This is a genomic window from Paraburkholderia caribensis, from assembly GCF_002902945.1.
GTDB lineage: Bacteria > Pseudomonadota > Gammaproteobacteria > Burkholderiales > Burkholderiaceae > Paraburkholderia > Paraburkholderia caribensis.
In genome coordinates, this window is the sequence record NZ_CP026101.1 from 2,134,469 (window position 1) to 2,152,919 (window position 18,451).

At 64.3% G+C, this 18,451-nt stretch carries 16 protein-coding genes and 1 pseudogene; 7 read left to right on the plus strand and 10 right to left on the minus strand.

Features of this window, described 5'->3' with window-relative positions; genetic code table 11:
- Positions 1-126: 126 nt before the first annotated feature.
- From infB to C2L66_RS09515, 7 genes are all read right to left on the minus strand, one after another.
- Complete coding sequence (gene infB / locus C2L66_RS09485; protein ID WP_054930261.1) at positions 127-3,015, minus strand: translation initiation factor IF-2; 2,889 nt, start codon at positions 3,013-3,015, stop codon at positions 127-129.
- 96 nt (positions 3,016-3,111) lie between these two features.
- Positions 3,112-4,587: a transcription termination factor NusA gene (gene nusA / locus C2L66_RS09490; protein WP_036004657.1), complete on the minus strand. Its 1,476-nt coding sequence runs from the start codon at positions 4,585-4,587 to the stop codon at positions 3,112-3,114.
- The gene (gene rimP / locus C2L66_RS09495; protein ID WP_036004653.1) at positions 4,584-5,042 is read right to left on the minus strand and encodes a ribosome maturation factor RimP; all 459 of its coding nucleotides are present in this window, start codon (positions 5,040-5,042) and stop codon (positions 4,584-4,586) included. The genes nusA and rimP overlap by 4 nt, the downstream gene beginning before the upstream one ends.
- A 448-nt stretch (positions 5,043-5,490) precedes the next feature.
- Positions 5,491-7,293 carry a 23S rRNA pseudouridine(2605) synthase RluB gene (gene rluB, locus C2L66_RS09500; protein WP_060600395.1) on the minus strand — a complete coding sequence of 601 codons (1,803 nt, stop codon included), beginning with the start codon at positions 7,291-7,293 and terminating at the stop codon, positions 5,491-5,493.
- 60 nt (positions 7,294-7,353) lie between these two features.
- Entirely contained in the window at positions 7,354-8,382 is a 1,029-nt protein-coding gene (gene scpB, locus C2L66_RS09505) for an SMC-Scp complex subunit ScpB (RefSeq protein WP_060600393.1), read from the minus strand.
- 327 nt (positions 8,383-8,709) lie between these two features.
- On the minus strand, positions 8,710-9,939 hold the full coding sequence (locus C2L66_RS09510; protein ID WP_060600391.1) for a pyridoxal phosphate-dependent aminotransferase: 1,230 nt from the start codon (positions 9,937-9,939) through the stop codon (positions 8,710-8,712).
- Positions 9,940-10,029: 90 nt separating this feature from the next.
- Positions 10,030-10,932, minus strand: a complete 903-nt coding sequence (locus C2L66_RS09515) for a LysR family transcriptional regulator (protein ID WP_054930257.1) — start codon at positions 10,930-10,932, stop codon at positions 10,030-10,032.
- A 419-nt stretch (positions 10,933-11,351) separates the two neighbouring features.
- On the opposite strand from C2L66_RS09515, the pseudogene C2L66_RS09520 reads away from it, so the two are divergent.
- Positions 11,352-11,747: pseudogene (locus C2L66_RS09520) on the plus strand (transposase); the annotation flags it as partial.
- A 408-nt stretch (positions 11,748-12,155) separates the two neighbouring features.
- The gene (locus C2L66_RS09525; RefSeq protein WP_054930256.1) at positions 12,156-12,425 is read left to right on the plus strand and encodes a hypothetical protein; all 270 of its coding nucleotides are present in this window, start codon (positions 12,156-12,158) and stop codon (positions 12,423-12,425) included.
- Between the two features lie 348 nt (positions 12,426-12,773).
- Here the strand turns inward: C2L66_RS09525 and C2L66_RS09530 are convergent, their stop codons facing one another.
- Positions 12,774-13,088, minus strand: a complete 315-nt coding sequence (locus C2L66_RS09530; RefSeq protein ID WP_054930255.1) for a hypothetical protein — start codon at positions 13,086-13,088, stop codon at positions 12,774-12,776.
- 291 nt (positions 13,089-13,379) lie between these two features.
- Here C2L66_RS09530 and C2L66_RS09535 point away from each other — a divergent pair, with 291 nt between their 5' ends.
- From C2L66_RS09535 to C2L66_RS09545, 3 genes are all read left to right on the plus strand, one after another.
- A complete protein-coding gene (locus tag C2L66_RS09535) occupies positions 13,380-14,066 on the plus strand; it encodes a YdcF family protein (RefSeq protein WP_060600390.1) in 687 nt (228 codons plus the stop codon).
- 330 nt (positions 14,067-14,396) lie between these two features.
- Entirely contained in the window at positions 14,397-14,627 is a 231-nt protein-coding gene (locus C2L66_RS09540) for a hypothetical protein (protein WP_036004626.1), read from the plus strand.
- Positions 14,628-14,883: 256 nt separating this feature from the next.
- Positions 14,884-15,141, plus strand: a complete 258-nt coding sequence (locus tag C2L66_RS09545; protein WP_007588495.1) for a hypothetical protein — start codon at positions 14,884-14,886, stop codon at positions 15,139-15,141.
- Positions 15,142-15,265: 124 nt separating this feature from the next.
- Here the strand turns inward: C2L66_RS09545 and C2L66_RS09550 are convergent, their stop codons facing one another.
- A complete protein-coding gene (locus C2L66_RS09550) occupies positions 15,266-15,556 on the minus strand; it encodes a putative quinol monooxygenase (protein WP_060600388.1) in 291 nt (96 codons plus the stop codon).
- A gap of 315 nt (positions 15,557-15,871) precedes the next feature.
- On the opposite strand from C2L66_RS09550, the gene C2L66_RS09555 reads away from it, so the two are divergent.
- Positions 15,872-17,146 (plus strand): EAL domain-containing protein, encoded by a 1,275-nt coding sequence (locus C2L66_RS09555; protein ID WP_060600386.1) that lies wholly within the window; start codon positions 15,872-15,874, stop codon positions 17,144-17,146.
- A gap of 49 nt (positions 17,147-17,195) precedes the next feature.
- Here C2L66_RS09555 and arfB read toward each other — a convergent pair whose 3' ends face one another.
- Complete coding sequence (arfB, locus tag C2L66_RS09560) at positions 17,196-17,603, minus strand: alternative ribosome rescue aminoacyl-tRNA hydrolase ArfB (RefSeq protein WP_054930250.1); 408 nt, start codon at positions 17,601-17,603, stop codon at positions 17,196-17,198.
- Between the two features lie 188 nt (positions 17,604-17,791).
- Here arfB and C2L66_RS09565 point away from each other — a divergent pair, with 188 nt between their 5' ends.
- Positions 17,792-18,451: a VC0807 family protein gene (locus C2L66_RS09565; RefSeq protein ID WP_054930249.1), complete on the plus strand. Its 660-nt coding sequence runs from the start codon at positions 17,792-17,794 to the stop codon at positions 18,449-18,451.

Consider the following 18,451-nt stretch of genomic DNA (forward strand, 5'->3'; position numbering starts at 1 on the left):
TTCGCGCATTCGGCGGCAGCGAGCCACGGACTCCAACGCAAACACCACAAACAATCGATGCAAAAAACAAAGGGGCGGGACCGGGCTTCAGCGCCCGCCCCGCCCCTCATGCGCCTGACGCCTGAATTACAGCGTACGCGCGACTTCCGTAACTTCGAAGACTTCGAACTGATCGCCTTCCTGGACGTCGTTGAAGTTCTTCACCGACATACCGCACTCGAAGCCCTGGCGCACTTCCTTGACGTCGTCCTTGAAGCGCTTGAGCGAATCGAGCTCGCCCGTGTGGATGACGACGTTGTTGCGCAGCACGCGCACCGACGACGAACGCTTGACCACACCGTCCGTGACCATACAGCCCGCCACCGTGCCGACCTTCGGCACCTTGAAGACCTGACGGACTTCGACCATGCCCGTGACGACTTCGCGCTTCTCCGGCGCCAGCATGCCGGACATCGCCGCTTTCACCTCATCCACTGCGTCATAGATGATGTTGTAGTAACGGATGTCGATGCCGTTGGTTTCGGCCAGCTTGCGCGCCTGGGCATCCGCACGCGTGTTGAAGCCGATGATGACCGCCTTCGACGCCGTCGCCAGATTGACGTCCGACTCGCTGATGCCGCCGACCGCGCTGTGCACGATCTGCACGCGCACTTCGTCGTTCGACAGTTTGAGCAGCGACTGCACCAATGCTTCCTGCGAACCCTGCACGTCGGCCTTGACGATGAGCGGCAGGTATTGCACTTCGCCTTCACCCATCTGTTCGAGCATGTTTTCCAGCTTCGCGGCCTGCTGCTTCGCCAGCTTCACGTCGCGGAACTTGCCTTGACGGAACAATGCGACTTCGCGCGCCTTGCGGTCGTCCGGCATGACGATGACTTCTTCGCCAGCCGCCGGCACTTCCGACAGACCCTGGATTTCCACCGGGATCGACGGGCCTGCCGCCTTGGTCGGCTTGCCGGTCTCGTCGAGCATGGCGCGCACGCGGCCGTAGGCGCTGCCTGCGAGCACGACGTCGCCGCGGTTCAGCGTACCCGACTGGACGAGGATCGTTGCAACCGGACCCTTACCCTTGTCGAGCTTCGCTTCGATCACGAGGCCCTTGGCCGGCGCTTCGACCGGTGCCTTCAGTTCCAGCACTTCCGCCTGAAGCAGCACGTTTTCGAGCAGATCGTCGATACCCGCGCCCGTCTTGGCCGACACCGACACGAACGGCGAATCGCCGCCGTATTCTTCCGGCACCACGCCTTCCGCGACGAGTTCCTGCTTCACGCGGTCCGGATTCGCGTCCGGCTTGTCGATCTTGTTGATCGCGACGACGAGCGGCACGCCGCCCGCCTTCGCGTGCGAGATCGCTTCCTTCGTCTGCGGCATCACGCCGTCATCCGCTGCAACGACCAGAATCACGATGTCGGTTGCCTTCGCACCACGCGCACGCATTGCCGTGAACGCTTCGTGACCCGGCGTATCGAGGAACGTGATGACGCCGCGCGGCGTTTCGACGTGATACGCGCCGATGTGCTGCGTAATGCCGCCCGCTTCGCCAGCGGCAACCTTCGCGCGACGGATGTAGTCGAGCAACGACGTCTTGCCGTGGTCGACGTGACCCATGACCGTGACGACGGGAGGACGCGGCAGCAGCGGCGCGTCGGAGACTTCGCCTTCGACCAGCATCGCTTCCGGATCGTCCAGCTTTGCCGCGACGGCATGGTGGCCCAGTTCTTCGACGACGATCATCGCCGTTTCCTGGTCCAGCATCTGGTTGATCGTGACCATCTGGCCAAGCTTCATCATCACCTTGATGACTTCCGAAGCCTTCACCGACATCTTGTGAGCAAGGTCGGCCACCGTCACGGTTTCCGGCACGTGCACTTCACGCACGATCGGCTCGGTCGGCGCCTGGAAGGTCGTGGCTTCCTGATGCTTGCCACGGCCCTTCGGACCGCCGCGCCAGCCACGATCGACGCCACCGCTCGAGTCGCCGCGCGTCTTGATGCCACGGCGCTTCGCTGCGTCGTCCTGCCAGCCACCCTTGCCGCCCGCCTTCTTCTTGTCGGCGCCGGGACCTGCCGGTTGCGCAGCCGCTGCCGGTTGCGCCGTTGCGGGCGCCGGCTTCTTCGCGGCGGGACGCGCCGACGTTTCGCCAGCCGGACGCGCCGGCTTGTGCAGCGTGCCCTTCGCTTCAGCGGGCTTGGCCGCCTCGACGGGCTTCGGTGCCGGTTCCGGCGCCTTCACCTGCGCCTTGCGCGGCGTGTTCATCATTTCGCGGATCGCGCGCGCTTCGGCTTCGGCCTTGGCGCGGCGCTTTGCGATTTCTTCCTGTTCGAGGCGCGTCTTCTCGGCCTGCTCGCGTGCAGCGTCTTCAGCCTTCTTCGCCGCTTCGCGCTGCGCTGCGCGCTCGGCCGCCGCGCGCTCTTCGTCCTGCGACGACGCACGTTCCTGCTCGGCCTGCTCGCGAGCTGCCGCTTCGGCTACCGCCGCCGCGCGCTTCTTCGCCGCTTCCTCTTCGGCGCGGCGACGCTCCGCCTCGGCCGCCTGTTCGCGTGCCTGACGCTCGGCTTCTTCGGCTGCGAGACGGTCCTGGCGCTCCTTCAGCTCCTGGGCCTGCTTCTCGAGCAGCTCCGCCTCGTGACGCGCTTCTTCCTCGCGACGCTGAAGTTCGAGTTCTTCCGCTGCGACCACATTGTTCGATGCTTCCGCGCCTTGCTCGACGGCTTCGTCACGGCGGACGAACGTACGCTTCTTGCGCACCTCGACCTGAATGGTACGAGCTTTACCCGTCGCGTCGGACTGCTTGATCTCCGACGTATGCCGCTTGGTCAGCGTGATCTTGCGCTTGTCGGCATCGTTCGAGCCGTGTGACTTGCGCAAGTGGTCAAGCAGACGCGCCTTGTCCGTTTCGGACAAGGCATCGTCCTCACTCGCTTTCTGAACACCCGCTGCGTGCAACTGCTCGAGCAGCACGCCTGCAGGCATCTTCAGTTCCGCGGCAAATTGGGCTACGTTGTTACTCGCCATTCATTCCTCTTAATGCAAGGACCAATTCCTTGCGGTTAGCATCGGGTCATGCAGCCTTACGGCCGCGATCAGGTCAGTGGTTCATGGTCTTGGATCTCATTGAAACCAGTGTTCACGGGCCTTCATAATCAACGCCTTGGCGGCGTCTTCATTCATGCCGGTCATCTCGACCAGCTCGTCGACGGCCAGTTCTGCCAGCTCGTCGCGTGTATGGATCTGATGTTCAGCCAGCTTCGCGAACAGCTCGTCGTCCATACCGTCGAGACTCTTCAGGTCGAGTGCAACGCCTTCGACCTTCTCCTCGTTCGCAATCGCCATCGTCAGCAGGGCATCACGAGCGCGGTTACGCAGTTCGTGAACCGTGTCTTCGTCGAATGCTTCGATTTCGAGCATCTCGTTGAGCGGCACGTAGGCAATCTCTTCGAGACTCGTGAAACCTTCGTCGATCAGGATGTCGGCGACTTCTTCGTCGACATCGAGACGCGCCATGAACAGGTCGCGCAGTACGCTGCGTTCCTGGTTCTGCTTTTGCGCAGACTCGTCCGGCGTCATGATGTTGATCTGCCAGCCGGTCAGTTCGCTGGCAAGACGCACGTTCTGGCCGCTGCGGCCGATGGCGACGGCCAGTTCGTTTTCGTCGACGACGACGTCCATCGAATGCTTTTCTTCATCGACGACGATCGACTGGACGGCTGCCGGCGCGAGCGCGCCGATCACAAACTGGGCGGGATCTTCCGACCATAGCACGATGTCGACGTTTTCGCCACCGAGCTCGTTACGCACGGCCTGCACGCGCGAGCCGCGAATGCCGACGCAGGTGCCGATGGGATCGATGCGCTTGTCGTAGGCGACCACGCCGATCTTCGCACGCACGCCTGGATCTCGCGCCGCCGCCTTGATTTCCAGCAGGCCCTGCTCGATTTCCGGCACTTCCATTTCGAAGAGCTTCATCAGGAACTCGGGCGCCGTGCGCGACAGTTCGATCTGCGGACCGCGCGCGGTGCGATCGACCTTGCCGATGTAGGCGCGCACACGGTCGCCGACGCGCAGGTTTTCCTTCGGAATCAGCTGGTCGCGGCGCAGCAGCGCTTCGACACGGCCCGATTCGACGATGAAGTTGCCCTTGTCGAGACGCTTGACGGTGCCCGTCATGATGCTTTCGCCGCGCTCGAGGAAATCGTTCAGGATCTGCTCGCGTTCCGCGTCGCGCACCTTCTGCAGGATCACCTGCTTGGCAGCCTGCGCGCCGATACGGCCGAATTCGATGGACGGAACGGGTTCTTCCAGGAAGTCGTCGATCTGAGCGTCGGCCTTCTGCTCACGCGCTTCGAACAGCAGGATTTCCTGATCCGGCTCCTGCAGCCCGGCTTCGTCGGGCACGACTTTCCAGCGACGGAACGTCTCGTGCTCGCCGCTTTCACGGTCGATATGAACGCGGATGTCCGCGTCTTCGTCGAAGAGTTTCTTGGATGCAGACGCGAGCGCTGCCTCGAGCGCGGCAAACACCACGTCCTTGTCGACATTTTTTTCGCGTGCCAGCGCATCCACCAGCATCAACACTTCGCGACTCATTGTTTGCGGCTCCTAAAGTCAACTTTCGGAACGAGGCGTGCCTTGTCGATATCCGCGAGCGTGAAATCCAGCATCGCGGCGCCTTCCTTCCCTTCAAATTCCAGACCGATCGTTTCGCCTTCGGGCGCATGCAGGATGCCCCGGTACGATTTCCGTCCGTCCAATGGCTTTTTCAATGTGATGACCGCCTCGCTACCCGCAAAGCGTTCGAAGTCCGCCAGTTTTTTCAGCGGACGGTCGAGACCCGGCGACGATACTTCAAGACGCTCGTAATCGATGTTTTCGACCGTCAGTACGTGCTGGAGCTGACGGGTAACTTTTTCGCAGTCTTCGATCCCGATGCCGGCGGGCTGGTCGATATACACGCACAGCATGCCGCGCCCGGTGCGCTCGAGATCGACGAGCTCATAGCCGAGGCCCACGACCGTGGTTTCAATCAGTTCCGTCAGTTGCACAGTGCCCTCTAAGATGTTCGCGCGACAAGCCTTCGCGATACACCCGCGGGCTGCGCGCCAAGCCGGCGCACGTTCGTGCTACCCGAGATGCCGATCCACATAAACTAAGCGGCAAAAAAAAATGGGCGAAACGCCCATCATCTTATTGCCGGTGGTCGCACCTGAGCCGCACATGAAACCGCACGCCCAGTGACTTCGTGATTGTAGCCATTTTTCACGATGAACGCAAACCGCCGACCGGCCACTGACGCCCATTTGCGGCTGATTCCGCCCCAATCAAGGCGAGAAACCGGGCGTTTTACCGCATTTCCCGCTGACGGCCCCGCGCGACACAAACGCCGAAGCGCCGCAAGCAGCGCGGGCCCAACGCAAACCGGGGCGCGAACGCCCCGGTCATTCAATCATGCAGCGCGGCGGGCAGATCGAGACTGCCCGCGACGACAACCGATCAGCGTCCGCGCGAACGGTTGCGTGGCGCGCCGCCGCTGCGATTGCCGCCGCCGGCGCCAGCATTGCCGCCCGTGCGATTGCCGCCGTTGTTCGAACGGTTGCCACCCGGCGCACCGTTCGGCGTGCGGCCACCGCCGCTGCCGCCGCGCTTCGGGTTGGCGCCCGCACCCGCGCGGTTGCCCGAAGGCGCGCGATTGCCGTCGACGTCGCCGCGACCCGGACGGCCACGCCCTTCGCCGCGATTGGGTTGCCCGTTGCCGAAGCCGCCGCCCACGCCAGAATTCAACGCGCCGAAGGCACCGGCGCCCTTACCGCCACGCCGGTTCTGGCCGCCGCCTCGCGGTTGCTGCTGATCGAAACGTCCGTGCGACATCAGCACCGGCTCGCGGTTGATGAAGCCCATCGACGTCTGCATCGGATCAGGCTGACGACGCTCCGGCTCGCCGCGGCGTCCGCCCTTCTCCTCGGTCGGTGCCTTCAGGCCCACCGATGCCAGCAGGCTGCGCACCTGATTGTCCTCGAGCTCTTCCCAACGGCCGCGCTTCAGGCCGCGCGGCAGCGTGATCGGACCGTGACGCGTGCGGATCAGCCGGCTGACCATCAGGCCGACGGCCTCGAACATCCGGCGCACTTCGCGGTTGCGCCCTTCAGCCAGCGCGACGTGATACCAGTGATTCGTACCCTCGCCGCCGCCGTCGCGAATGCGCAGGAAGTTCGCCGGGCCGTCTTCCAGCTCGACGCCATGCAACAGCTTTTGCCGGTTGCCTTCCGCCAGTTCGCCGACCACGCGCACCGCGTATTCACGCTCGACGCTGTAGCGCGGATGCATGAACCGGTTCGCCAGATCGCCCGACGTGGTCAGCATCAACAGGCCTTCCGTATTGAAGTCGAGGCGGCCGACAGCGAGCCACTTCGCGGTCTTCATCGGCGGCAGCTTGTCGAACACCGACGGACGGCCTTCCGGGTCAGCGTGGCTGACGATTTCGCCCGTCGGCTTGTGATACAGCAGCACGCGCGGTGGCTTGTTCTGCAGCTTGCGCTTGACGGGCTTGCCGTTGATGCGCACCAGATCGGTCGGCATGATGCGCTGGCCGATGTGCGCCGGTTCGCCGTTGACCGACACGCGGCCCGCGACGATCAGCTCTTCCATCTCGCGGCGCGAGCCCATGCCCGCCTCGGCGAGCACCTTGTGCAACTTGGGCGCGTCGTCGTCCGGCGACAGTACGCGCTTGGGTGCGACGGGCCGGCCGCGGCGCAGCATCGGTGCACGCACGCCGCCCGTTGCGGAGTTGTCGGCATCGAAGGCGGGCGAAGTCACCCAGGAAAACAGATCATCCTGCTTGTCGCCTTCGGCCGCGGCCGCGGGAGCCACGTCACCCGCTTCGCCGCCACGGCTCTTGCGCTGATTGCCTTGATTACCTTGCCGGGGGCCCTGCTGGCCGCCCTGCTTGCCGCCCGCACGGCGGCCGCCCTGGCCTTGCCCCTTGGCGGCCGCGTCCTTGCGCGGCATCCGCACTTGCGCGACGACTTCGCCGTCGGGCGGCGCTTCCGTCACGACGGGTGCCGGCTGCGCGGCAGCGTCGGCCGCCTTCGCCTTCGTCCCTGCGCGGCGGCGCGCGATCAGGCTGCGCGGGCCGCGTCGCAAACCGCGGCGCGGGCGATCGTCGCCCTCGGCGTCCGGCGCATGGGCACCGCGTTCGCTGTCGCCCGCCGACGTTTGCGCTGTGCGCGTTTCGTCGGGGCGCGCGGCAGCGACGGCGCGCTCGGATTCGGACGAATCGGTGTCGTGGATGTCTGTCAAAACAACCTCAAAATGTCAGGTCGCGCGCCCATTGCGGGCGCGGCAAAAAGTACGGTTACGTCAGGCGCTGCGCGACTCGGTTTCGTCGTCGGCGAGTTCGCCCGCGTCGGGTGCGGTGTCGCGGCGATCATGCTGATCGTCATGCACCGCTTGATTCTGGTCTGGTCCGGCCGGGTTGGCGCTAGCCGCGTCCCCAGTCTCGTTATCCAATTCGCGCGTGTCTTCGTGTTGCTCTTCCGACTGCGCGTCGAAACCGGCTTCATGAGCCAGTTCTGTCTCGTGCGTCGCCTCATCGGCGATGCGGTGTTCGGTGTACGCCAACGCATCCGTGCGTTCGACGCTGTATTCGGCAGATGCCTGCGACGCCGCGTGCACGTCTTCCTCGAACGATGCCGCTTCGTCCGCATCTGGCTGCGATTGCGTTTCTTCGCCGGCGCGCTCAGCCTCGGCGGCGACATCTGGCAGCGCGACATCTTCCTGCGCAGCATGAGCCATGCCATCGACCGCGTCTTCGACCGCTTCGCCGTCGGTGAACTCGATTGCATGCTGCGCGAGCAGATCGATGTTCGATTGCGCCGACGGGTCGTCGAGCGGCGGCAGTTCTTCGAGCGACTTCAGGCCGAGGTCGTCGAGAAACGAGCGCGTCGTCGCGTAAAGCGCCGGGCGGCCCGGCACGTCGCGATGTCCGATCACTTCGATCCAGCTGCGGTCTTCGAGCTGCTTCACGACCTGCGTGTTCACGGTCACACCGCGAATCTCCTCGATATCGCCGCGCGTGACGGGCTGCCGGTACGCGATGATCGCAAGCGTCTCGAGCACCGCGCGCGAATATTTCGGCGGCTTCTCGGGATGCAGGCGGTCGAGATACGTGCGCATCGCGGGCTTGCTCTGGAAACGCCAGCCGGACGCCAGTCCGACGAGTTCGACACCGCGTCCGGACCAATCGTGCTTCAGGTCTTCAAGCAACGTGCGGACCGTATCCGCCGACACGCCGTCGGCAAACAGCTTACGCAAATCACCGAGCTTTAACGGCTCCTGCGCGCAGATCAAGGCAGTCTCGAGGACGATCTTCGCCTCTTGGGTATTCATGCAGCTAGGTCAGACCCTGTGGTCAAAGAAACCGGATCAAACAGACGATGTGGAACTGAAGACGCGCTCGCCCGATTCTGATCGGTCATATTGATGGGAGCACGCACCGGGGGGAGGCGAAAAAGGCATCGAGCCAAACCCAGCCGGACGACGGAGCAGCGAAATTCCGCGAGGGAACCGCGTGACTGGCTGCCATATTACGCAAAAACAATCGGTGCGTAAAGACGAAATCCAAACTGCACCGTCATCGACATACACAGCCATGCATAACGCGTCGGCGCGCCGCGTGAGTTCGGCATGCGGCGCCTTTTCGCGTGGTCAGCGCATTCAACGCCCGGCGCCGTGCCGTTCGAGATAGTCCTTGAGCCGCTCGACGCCCGCGTCGAGGCGCGCGGTGTCGCACGCGTAGCACCAGCGCACGAAGCCCTCGCCTTCGGGTCCGAACGCGCTGCCGGGCGCGAGGCCGAGCCTCGCATCGCGTACCAGCGCCTTGCACAGATCGAGACTGCGCGACGCGCCCGGCAACGAGAAGAACACGTACATCGCACCCGGCGGTGCCTTCGCGTCGACGCCCGGCACGCTGGACAGCGCCCTCACCAGATGATCCCGCGAAGCCCGCAAATCGGCGACCAGTTCACGCGTGAAGGCCGCGCCCTGCTCGATGGCCGCGATGCCCGCCTGTTGCACGAACGCCGGCGAACAGGACGTGTTGTACTCGACGAGCTTGCCGAGATCGTCCATCAGCGAGGCTGGCGCGACGATCCAGCCGAGCCGCCAGCCCGTCATCAGCCACGCTTTCGAGAACGAGTTGACGCAGATCACCCGCTCGTCGCGCGCGGCGAGATCGAGAAACGACGGCGCACTGTCGCCCGGCTCGCCCGCGTAGTAGAGACGCTCGTACACCTCGTCGGCGACGATCCAGATGCCGTGGCGCCGGCAATGGTCGAGCACGATGCGCTGCTCGTCGCGGCTCATCACCCAACCGGTCGGATTGTTCGGCGAGTTCAGCATCAACAGCTTCGTATCCGGCGTCAGCGCGGCGAGCAGCCGCTCCAGATCGAGCTGCCAGCCATCTGCACCATAACCGAGCGACACGGTGTCGACGTGCGCGCCGAGAATCTTCGGAATCTCGACGAGGTTCGGCCACAGCGGCGTCACGGCGACCACGCGGTCGCCCGCGCCCACGACCAGTTGCGCCGCCAGCATCAGTGCATTGACGCCCGCGCTCGTCACGGCCACATGGTCGGCCGATGTCGGCCCGTGCAGCTCGCTCACATAGCGCGCGAGCGTCTCACGCAACGGCGCGATGCCGAGGTTATGCGTATAGAAGGTCGCGCCCGATGCGAGCGCCGCGCTCGCGGCATCGCGAATGAACGGTGGCGTCACGCGGTCGGACTCGCCGAACCAGAACGGCAACACATCCGGCAAACCGAAGCCGGCGTTCGCCACTTCGCGGATCTGCGACGGCCGCAGCGCGCGCACCGCGTCGCGGGCATCGGGTCTGGCGGTGGGTATCGATTCAGCTAGCTGCGACTGGGGCAAGTCCGTTTGGTGCATCGAGGGTCCGGGCGGGTCTGTCGAAAGGAGCCAGTGTAACGTGTCCCAAATTACGGACGGAGTGAATCCGGCAGGCGCGCGATCGCGGCCTCAGCGCAAGTCCTCGGTCCGGCCGGGCACCTGATGAATCAGGTTCCAGACGGCGTCGGCGGCGGGCGACAGCGAGCGGTCGCGCCGCCGCACCAGCTCGACGGTCCGTTCGGCGCGCGGCACGAGCGGCCGCGCCACCAGCGACGAGTCCGCCGGCAGCGGCATCGCGAGCCACGGCAGCACGCTCACGCCGATCCCGGCCTGCACCAGTCCGAATACCGTCGACGGATGGCCGAGTTCCTGCACGATATTGGCGCTCACGCTGTGCGCTTCCAGTGCGGCGTCGATGATGGGCCGGCTGCCCGACGCGTGATCGAGCATCACCAGACGCTCGCCGTCCAGTTCACGCCACGCGACCTGGGCGCGCGACGCCAATGGATGGTCTTCGCGCGACACCAGGCAGAAGGAGTCGGTCATCAGCGGCTCGGTGAACAGGTCGTCGGCGGACAGCGGGCCAATCACGACGCCGAAGTCCACCTCACCCGACTTGACCTTGCGCACGACGTCGCTTTGCACGTCGTCGCGCAGCCCGAGCGTGATGTATGGAAACTGGACGCCGCATGCCGCGACGATATTCGGCATCAGCCGGCACGCAATGGTCGGGCTGGCCGCCACCATCACGCGGCCGCGCCGCTGCTCGCCGATTTCACGAATCTCGCGCAGCGCGTCGTCGAGATCGGTCAACAGGCGCGACACACTCGCCACCAGATTGCCGCCTACGTCGGTCAACTGGACTTCGCGCGTGGTCCGGTCGATCAGCTTCAGGCCGATCTCAGCCTCCAGCTCCCGCACGCACCGGCTGACGGCGGATTGCGTCAGCCCGATCTCGCTCCCCGCGCGGCTGAAACTCTGCAGCCGTGCCACTTCGATGAACACGCGCAGTTGGCGCAGCGTCACATTCATCCCTTCTCCTCATGAATGACGTCGTTTGATGCGAATCTTATGCCTTGGAATGCGTTCGCGCACTGTTTCGTCGAATTCGCTGCAATGCAGCAAGAAGGCGCAAACGCACGCGGGACGGGCCTGATTGCACAAGATTGGTGATTGTCCCGATTTGCGTGATGAGTTTTTTGGATTCTCATACGGGCCAGGCTAACGCCCGAAACGGCTTGATGTGGCGGGGCTTCGAGGCGGTTAAGTGAAAGGTGGCACGCTTCATGCATTTCCCCTTGCACAAGAGTCGGCGCTGATTCGGACTGGTGAAAAAACGGTTCGCTACGGCATAGGCCGGCTCTCCGCCGGCGCCCGGTACCGATCGGGCGCATGAAGAGTGCGCAGCGCGGGGCAGCGCACCGGAGTTAGCTTCGCTGAGGTGAAACATGATGGTGTTCGACGATTTGAGAGACAACGAGTGGGCGCTGGTTGAGGCGTTGTTCTGTGCGGAGCCCGCGCGGAGCGAGCGCCGTGGTCGACCACGCGTCGAAGCTCGCGCGGTAGTCAACGCCGTGTTGTGGGTTTTGTCGACGGGCGAGGGCTGGTCCAAGTTGCCGGGCCGTTATCCGTCGCCGCCGACGTGCCGTCGTCGTTTCGACGAATGGCAAGCCGACGGTACACTCGCGGAAATTGTGAAGCGTCTCGGCACGAGCGGTCGCGAGATTTCGCTGCGCGGACGCATCGGCGCAACGGCTGCGAAGCCGCCCGCACCGCCCAGCCGCGACCGTCTGCGCGGCGCGTTCTGGACCAATCCGGAATCGTGGCGCGCGCCGGTCAAGATGGCCTGATATAGCTATTCACGCAACCGGGCGCCCTTGGGCGCCCGGCGCGTTTCTGAGGCCGGCGCCCGTCCGGCCCGATTCCCCGCGATCCGATGAGGCGCGGCACCCGTCTGCGGGCTCGGTCGCATGCGCGCGAACGCTGAGTGACGCCCCCCGCTTCCTTCACGACGGCCTGATCCGTCCGCCGATTTTTCCGCCGGTTACAACATCGGCGCGTCCGTCCATGCGCATCGCCGCAGGCGGGCGCTGACGCCCTTCCCGCCCGCCTGCGTCCACAGTCATCCGATCAGCATATCGACGGTGACGGGACGAAACATCCATTTACTTTTATTTACAGCACGCTTTCGCAGCGCGGCATACCGTGTGAGTACGCAAACAAGCCCGTCCCGGCCGGCTTGTCGGGAACCGATCATGAGGCCAATGTCACTGTATGTCTGCGGCCTGCTCGTCTCACTGCTCACCGCGTCTGCATTCGCGCAACAACGACCGCAAGGCTGGAACTGGCGGCCGGAGCAGCCTGCCACGCTTCAGGCGTGGCAGCAGGCGGAAGCGCGCAATCAGAATTTCACGCCACCGGCGCCGCGAGGCGACCTGCGCGGCGATATCGCGAGTAACGTTCGCGCGCGGCCCGACGGCCAGCGAGACGACGTGCCGCCGCGGCCGCATGCGCCCGCGCACTAGGTGCGCGTCGCTCACACCGGCGGGACGGGCCGCCTGACGATGACGTACGTCGAAGATGTGCGATATCGGGAACCACCTGCGGCGCAGCCAGTCTCATCAATGCCATTAAGCACAGCGTGGCAGAAGTAATTCCGGTATGCCCGTATCCTCGCGATACGGGCTTTTTTTTTGCGTCGACACGGGTCAGGTCCGCGCGCACGGCGCGCCGCCCGGAGCATATCGGGCGTCATAAAGGAAGTGTAAAAACGGGGGAATTGGCGGCGACATGCCCTCGACGCGCCCTCATGCGGCGCGTTTTCCGCGCGCTACGTTGTTCTCACGTGCGCGCGCCCTGCGATGCACCGTCGCCTAGACGGCCGTTGCCCTCTCTCCGGCGACCGCGCCGGCGAAAACGTAGCTGCGCACACGGCGCGCGTCCCAGTCGAGAGAGCGCTCATCGCGCGCGAGCCGTGCGAATTCGGCGCGGCCGAGTTCGGTCAGCACCGCAATGTCCACAGGCGCATGGAAACCGGGCGCAGGAGCGACTGTCCGTTGACGAACGGTGTCCATCATGCCAAGCGAACGGAGATATTGAAAAACGCCCGGGCGCTTGGCCCACGGCACCTGACGGTATTGCGCCCGTCGCAGCGCCTCGAGTACGACTTCGTTGGAATAAGCGGTCATCTCACTTCTTTCTTAAAGTGCAGCCATGACTTATTTGTTCGCGACACAATGGCACGTCTGCCGACGTGCGCATGACGGAAGGCGAAGAAGTCACGCCCTAGCCGCCAATGCGGCCATTGGCCGCCGTTTATTTCGGCCCCCGTGTGAACGCCGTGCTAGCGTTCTGCTTCCAACTGGCGGCGATGCGACCGGAACGGCGCGATAGTCCGCGGGTGGAATGTCCGAATACCATACGTTACCCCAATAAAATTGATTCTCTTAACTTTATTGCTGCTTTTTTTTGCAGCTTTTATGCTGCTGCGCAGCGCCCGCACGCTAATCGGCGTGACGACCATCGTGGTTTTCTGGGCGCTCGGCGCGGGCTGGCTGGCCCAGCCCTTGCTCGATCTCGCCCAGCGCGGCGCGCCGCCCGGCGGACAGACGGTTGCTCCCGCAACCTACGCCGCGCACACCGCCATCGTGATGCTCGGCACGGGCACGATTCAACGCGACGGCAAGCTCGTTCCGCCCACGGACGGGATCGCCCGGATCGTCAAGAGCGCCGATCTCTACACGCGCTGCAAGCAGGCCAGCCCGGTGTGCCACGTGATCATCAGCGGCGGCAATCCGCAGCGGCACGAAGCGTCGGAAGCCGACACCTACCTGCCCTACCTGCTGCGCGAAGGCGTGCCGCGGGGTGATATCATCCTCGAAAACACCAGCATGACGACGTACGAAAACGCCCGCAACGTCGCTGCCATTCTGCCGGACAGATATTACGGTTCGTTGATCCTCGTCACGTCCGCCTTTCAGATGCCGCGCGCCTTGCTCGACTTCCACCACTTCGGGATGAAGCCGCTAGCCGTCGTGTCGAACACCCGTCACGCAACGCGCGGCCTGCTACCCCGCCGGGCAAACTTCTTCAACGCCGAAATCGCGCTGCATGAACTGATCGGCATTGCGCAGTTTCATGTCTACCGGCAAATTGGCTGGTTCTGATACGCGCGCCGCGAGTGTGGCAACTTGTTTAGCTATCCGATGGATTCGGAGTGGAGTTCCAGGCGGCTGCCCGGCAACCGCGCGTTCATGCAGAATGGGAAAATCTGACTTGTCGCGATACGCACGGCGAAGCGCATCACAATACGGTCGATACGCGACGGCTGCTGCGGAGCGGCTTCGCAACCGCCACCCACGAATGTAACCAGACGTAACTGTCTGTGAATTCTGTTACAGAAGTCGCGCTGGACTGAACATTGCTGGCTAGAATGCACTGTCGTTCCAACGGACAGGCCATACTCGGGTCCACAACCACTCTCTACGGAGGCAACGATGAAGAAAGTGTCCCTGGCAATCCTGGTTTCCCTCTCGGCACTGACGGGCGCGGCTTACGCGCAAGATCAAGGCGTGCGGATGAGCACCGATCCGGCAAAGGCCGCCGACGTCGAGCAGCGCGCACAAGATCTACAGGCCAAGCAGCAGGCGATGGAAAGCGCGCCGCCGGCGCAGATGAAACACCATAAGGGCATGCATCACAAGAAGCCGGCCGCGCCGGCCCAGTAAGCGCACTGCATTGCCCCATCGGCCCGCGCGCAGCAACATGCAGGCGCGCTTCGCGGCTGGATCACTCACCTCGCCATGTAAAAAGCCGAAGCCGCTCAACACGGCCTCGGCTTTTTTATTTTTGCGCTGGCGGGAGTCCGATGACGGGCGGCACATCGCGTGTCGCGAGACGCTCATCGACGTTATGCTAAAGTCGCGCACCGAAGAATCAACCCAATTCACCCAACCCGCGTGCGCCCCTGGTGCGGAGGACAGAATGAGCAACATCCAGCTGGACATCGAATGGACTGAAGCAGCATCCCGCAAGATCGAAAAACTCATGCCGCGCGGCAATCAGGATGCGTTCCTTGCGCTGCCGCCCGTCGAATGTCTGCCGATGGAAGGCGACGTGCTGTTTCTCGGACCGGCCGGCAAGCAGCAGCCGTTCATCGTCGCGGAGCGCCAGTATCATCACGAAGGCGACGCAGACTGGACGATCATCCTGATCCTCGACGTGCCGCAAGCGACGCACTGAGCCGCACTGAGCATGTTGCGCGCTTGAATTGCTTCATCGCGCATCATTGCGCTTCAATCCGGGCCCGGCAGCCATGCTGCCGGGCCTTGCTGTTTCCGGCCTCGCCCGCTGCGCCTGCTCGCGGTTACGCGATCTTCGACACGATGCGCAATTCCGCCGATTCGATCCATTGCGCGGACGCTTGCTTGTAGGCTTCGATATGCGCGGACTTTGCGTGTGCCGCCAGCGCTTCCTCGCTTTCCCAACGCTCGAAGAACACAAAGCGGCGCGGCTCGCGCAAATCGCGATGCAAATCGTACTGCAACGCACCGCGCTCCTTGCGCGTCGGTCCGACAATGCCCTCGAGCGCCGCGCGCAACTGCTCTTCATGGCCCGGCTTCGCCACCGAGATCGCCACCACCGCGATTTCCGACATGCTGCACTCCAGTTTTGGAAAACCAGCAGCATAGCGCCGCTGCCACAAACGCGCCGGCAATCTGCGCCAACTTCGAGTCATAACTGCGCGGACACTTGTAGCCGTCTGTGATAACCCGAACATTCGAATCGCATACGAACTGCTAGACTGATTTCGACGAACTGAACTGCACAACTGAGCGGAGTCGCGCGTGAACGGCATCGATCCGATCGCCTTCGGGCCCGACCTCCATTGCGCCGATGTAGCGCATGCCTGCCGCCGGCATGTCGCTGCACACGGGCGAGCGCCGCACGCTGCATAGGACAATCTGCCGTCATGCCAAACGTCGACGATACGACGCTCGCTGGCCTTCTGCAGCATATGGTGCAGGACGAGGCCGGATGGGCCGCGCCGTGGCGAACCATTACGTTGCGCAGCGTCTTCCAGCCGGTCGTCTCCGTGACGCATCAGCGCGTGGTCGGCTATGAAGCGCTGCTGCGCGCCTTCGATCCCGTCGGTCATCCGATCTCCCCCGCCGTGCTCTTTTCAGGCACCCGCTCGACGGCCGACGCGCGCGCGCTCGACCGTCTCGCCCGCTGCCTGCATGTGGCGAACTTCATGGCGCAAGGCATCGAGACGGGATGGCTGTTCCTGAACACGCGCCCGCAGGTATTCGAAACGGGCTGGCCGCAGCGCCCGTTCATCGATGAACTGTCGGAGCATTTCGGACTGCCGCAGGAACGCATCGTGATCGAAGTGCTCGAACAGCCCGCCGACGACGAATCCGCCGTGGCCAGCATGCTTGCCGCGTCGCAACCGCGCGAATTCCTGATTGCCATCGACGACTTCGGCACCGGCTTTTCGAACTTCGATCGCGTGTGGCGCTTCCGGCCCGACATCGTGAAGCTCGACCGCTCGCTGGTGGCGCGCGCGGGCCGCCAGGACAACGACAACTCGCTGATCGGTCATCTGATCAACATGTTGCACCAGTCGGGCACGCTGGTGCTCGCCGAAGGCGTCGAAACGGAAGACGAACTGATGACGCTGATGCAGGCCGACGTCGATTTCATCCAGGGCTACTGGTTCGGCCAGCCGAAAGCGTCGATCCAGGCGGCCACTGCGCGCGTGCCCGAGCTGATCGGGCAGATGTGGCAACGTTTCGAAAGCTACGAGCGCTCGCATTCGCGCTACCAGCGGCCGGGCTTCGAGGGTTTTACGGAAGCCGTGCTGGCGGGCGCCGCGCTCTACATGCAGACAGGCGACCTGGAAGAGGCCGCCAGGCCCGTCTTCCTGCTGCCCGACGCGCGCCGCGTGTTCGTGCTGAGCGATCGCGGCGAGCAACTGGCGCCGTCGATCACCGCGAGCGGCACGCCGTCGCCGCCCGCGCGGCTCGCGCCGCTCATTCCCGACACGCGCAACAACTGGTCGCGGCGCGCGTATTTCAAGCACGCGCTCGCCGCGCCGGGACGCGTGGCGATGATGGGGCCGCACTGTTCGCTGATGGATGGCCAGGACTGCTACACGGCGGCTGTCACCGTCCAGCGCAACGGCGCGACGCATGTGTTTTGCGTCGATTTCCTGCCCGAAGTGCGTAACGCGAGCCCCGTTTGAGGCAGCGCACGCGGCGCGGCTGTTGCGCCTGTCGTGCCCAGGTCGCGCCCTAGTCGTGCGAAATGCGCTGCCGTCCTGATTTCACGTCGCTGCGCTTCGCCTTGCTTTCGAGCCGGCGTTCTTTCGACGCGCGCGTCGGCCGCGTCGCGACGCGCGCCTTACGGGTCACGCTGATGCTGTCGATCAACGCGTCGAGCCGCGCCAGCGCTGCCGCGCGGTTCATTTCCTGGGTGCGGTATTCCTGCGCCTTGATGATGACGATGCCGTCGCGCGTGATCCGATGATCGCTCATCGCCAGCAGGCGCATTTTCAGCACGTCGGGCAACGACGATGCGCGCACGTCGAAGCGCAGATGAATGGCGCTCGATACCTTGTTGACGTTCTGCCCGCCCGCGCCCTGGGCGCGCACGGCCGTCAGTTCGATTTCGTTCGGCGGGATCGGATAGCGTGATGTCATGTCAAAGAGTCGGGCGAGGAACGGGAAGTGTAACCGGCTATTTGCCAACGCATGAACGGTACGCGAATTGCGTGCACACTGCGCAGCGTTTGCGTCGCGCCCCCATGCTCCCCATCGTGCCACGCATTTGCCGTCCATCCACAATCTCGCCGATACTGAAACTTTCAGCCCGAGGGCCAATTATCGTGATGAAAATGCGCCCCGCGCAGGTGCTCGAACTGGTCGTCAATCTCGTGTTGCCGTGGGTCGCGTACCGCCTCGTGCAGCCCTACTGGGGAGAAACGGGCGGGTTGATTGCGTCGGCCGTGCCGCCCGTCGCGTGGAGCATCGTCGAACTCGTGCGCTTCAGACGCGCCGACGCGCTCAGCCTGACGGTGCTGCTCGGCATCGTGCTGTCGATCGGCGCAATGGCGCTGGGCGGCGACCCGCGCATGTTGCTGTTCCGCGAATCGCTGGTGTCGGGTGCGGTAGGCGTGGCGTTCCTGCTGACGCTGCTGGCGGGCCGGCCCGCCGTCTTCTACCTGACGCGCGCGTTCGTCGCCCGCGAGATGACCAACGGCGCGGCCCACATCGACATGCTGTGGCGCGAGCGCCCGGCTTTCGCCCGGGGAATCCGGGTGCTAACGGCCACCTGGGGCCTCGGCCTCACAGGCGAAACCGCGCTGCGCGGCTGGATGGCGTGGCACTGGCCGATCGAGCGCGTGCTGGTGGTGTCGCCCTTCGTCGGCTACGGCATCTTCGGCGCGCTGATGGTCTGGACGCTGTGGTACCGGCGCACGCTGCGCGACCTCGCGCAAAGCGAGACGGAATCCGAAACAGAATCGCCGCCCAGCACGGCTGCCAACTGA

Excerpts from the sequence above, each read along its gene's own strand:
- infB (WP_054930261.1), bottom strand. The coding sequence starts at position 3,015 with ATGGCGAGTAACAACGTAGCCCAATTTGCCGCGGAACTGAAGATGCCT.
- nusA (WP_036004657.1), bottom strand. The coding sequence starts at position 4,587 with ATGAGTCGCGAAGTGTTGATGCTGGTGGATGCGCTGGCACGCGAAAAA.
- scpB (WP_060600393.1), bottom strand. The coding sequence starts at position 8,382 with ATGAATACCCAAGAGGCGAAGATCGTCCTCGAGACTGCCTTGATCTGC.
- C2L66_RS09510 (WP_060600391.1), bottom strand. The coding sequence starts at position 9,939 with ATGCACCAAACGGACTTGCCCCAGTCGCAGCTAGCTGAATCGATACCC.
- C2L66_RS09515 (WP_054930257.1), bottom strand. The coding sequence starts at position 10,932 with ATGAATGTGACGCTGCGCCAACTGCGCGTGTTCATCGAAGTGGCACGG.
- C2L66_RS09525 (WP_054930256.1), top strand. The coding sequence starts at position 12,156 with ATGAGGCCAATGTCACTGTATGTCTGCGGCCTGCTCGTCTCACTGCTC.
- C2L66_RS09530 (WP_054930255.1), bottom strand. The coding sequence starts at position 13,088 with ATGACCGCTTATTCCAACGAAGTCGTACTCGAGGCGCTGCGACGGGCG.
- C2L66_RS09535 (WP_060600390.1), top strand. The coding sequence starts at position 13,380 with ATGCTGCTGCGCAGCGCCCGCACGCTAATCGGCGTGACGACCATCGTG.
- C2L66_RS09540 (WP_036004626.1), top strand. The coding sequence starts at position 14,397 with ATGAAGAAAGTGTCCCTGGCAATCCTGGTTTCCCTCTCGGCACTGACG.
- C2L66_RS09545 (WP_007588495.1), top strand. The coding sequence starts at position 14,884 with ATGAGCAACATCCAGCTGGACATCGAATGGACTGAAGCAGCATCCCGC.
- C2L66_RS09550 (WP_060600388.1), bottom strand. The coding sequence starts at position 15,556 with ATGTCGGAAATCGCGGTGGTGGCGATCTCGGTGGCGAAGCCGGGCCAT.
- C2L66_RS09555 (WP_060600386.1), top strand. The coding sequence starts at position 15,872 with ATGCCAAACGTCGACGATACGACGCTCGCTGGCCTTCTGCAGCATATG.
- arfB (WP_054930250.1), bottom strand. The coding sequence starts at position 17,603 with ATGACATCACGCTATCCGATCCCGCCGAACGAAATCGAACTGACGGCC.
- C2L66_RS09565 (WP_054930249.1), top strand. The coding sequence starts at position 17,792 with ATGAAAATGCGCCCCGCGCAGGTGCTCGAACTGGTCGTCAATCTCGTG.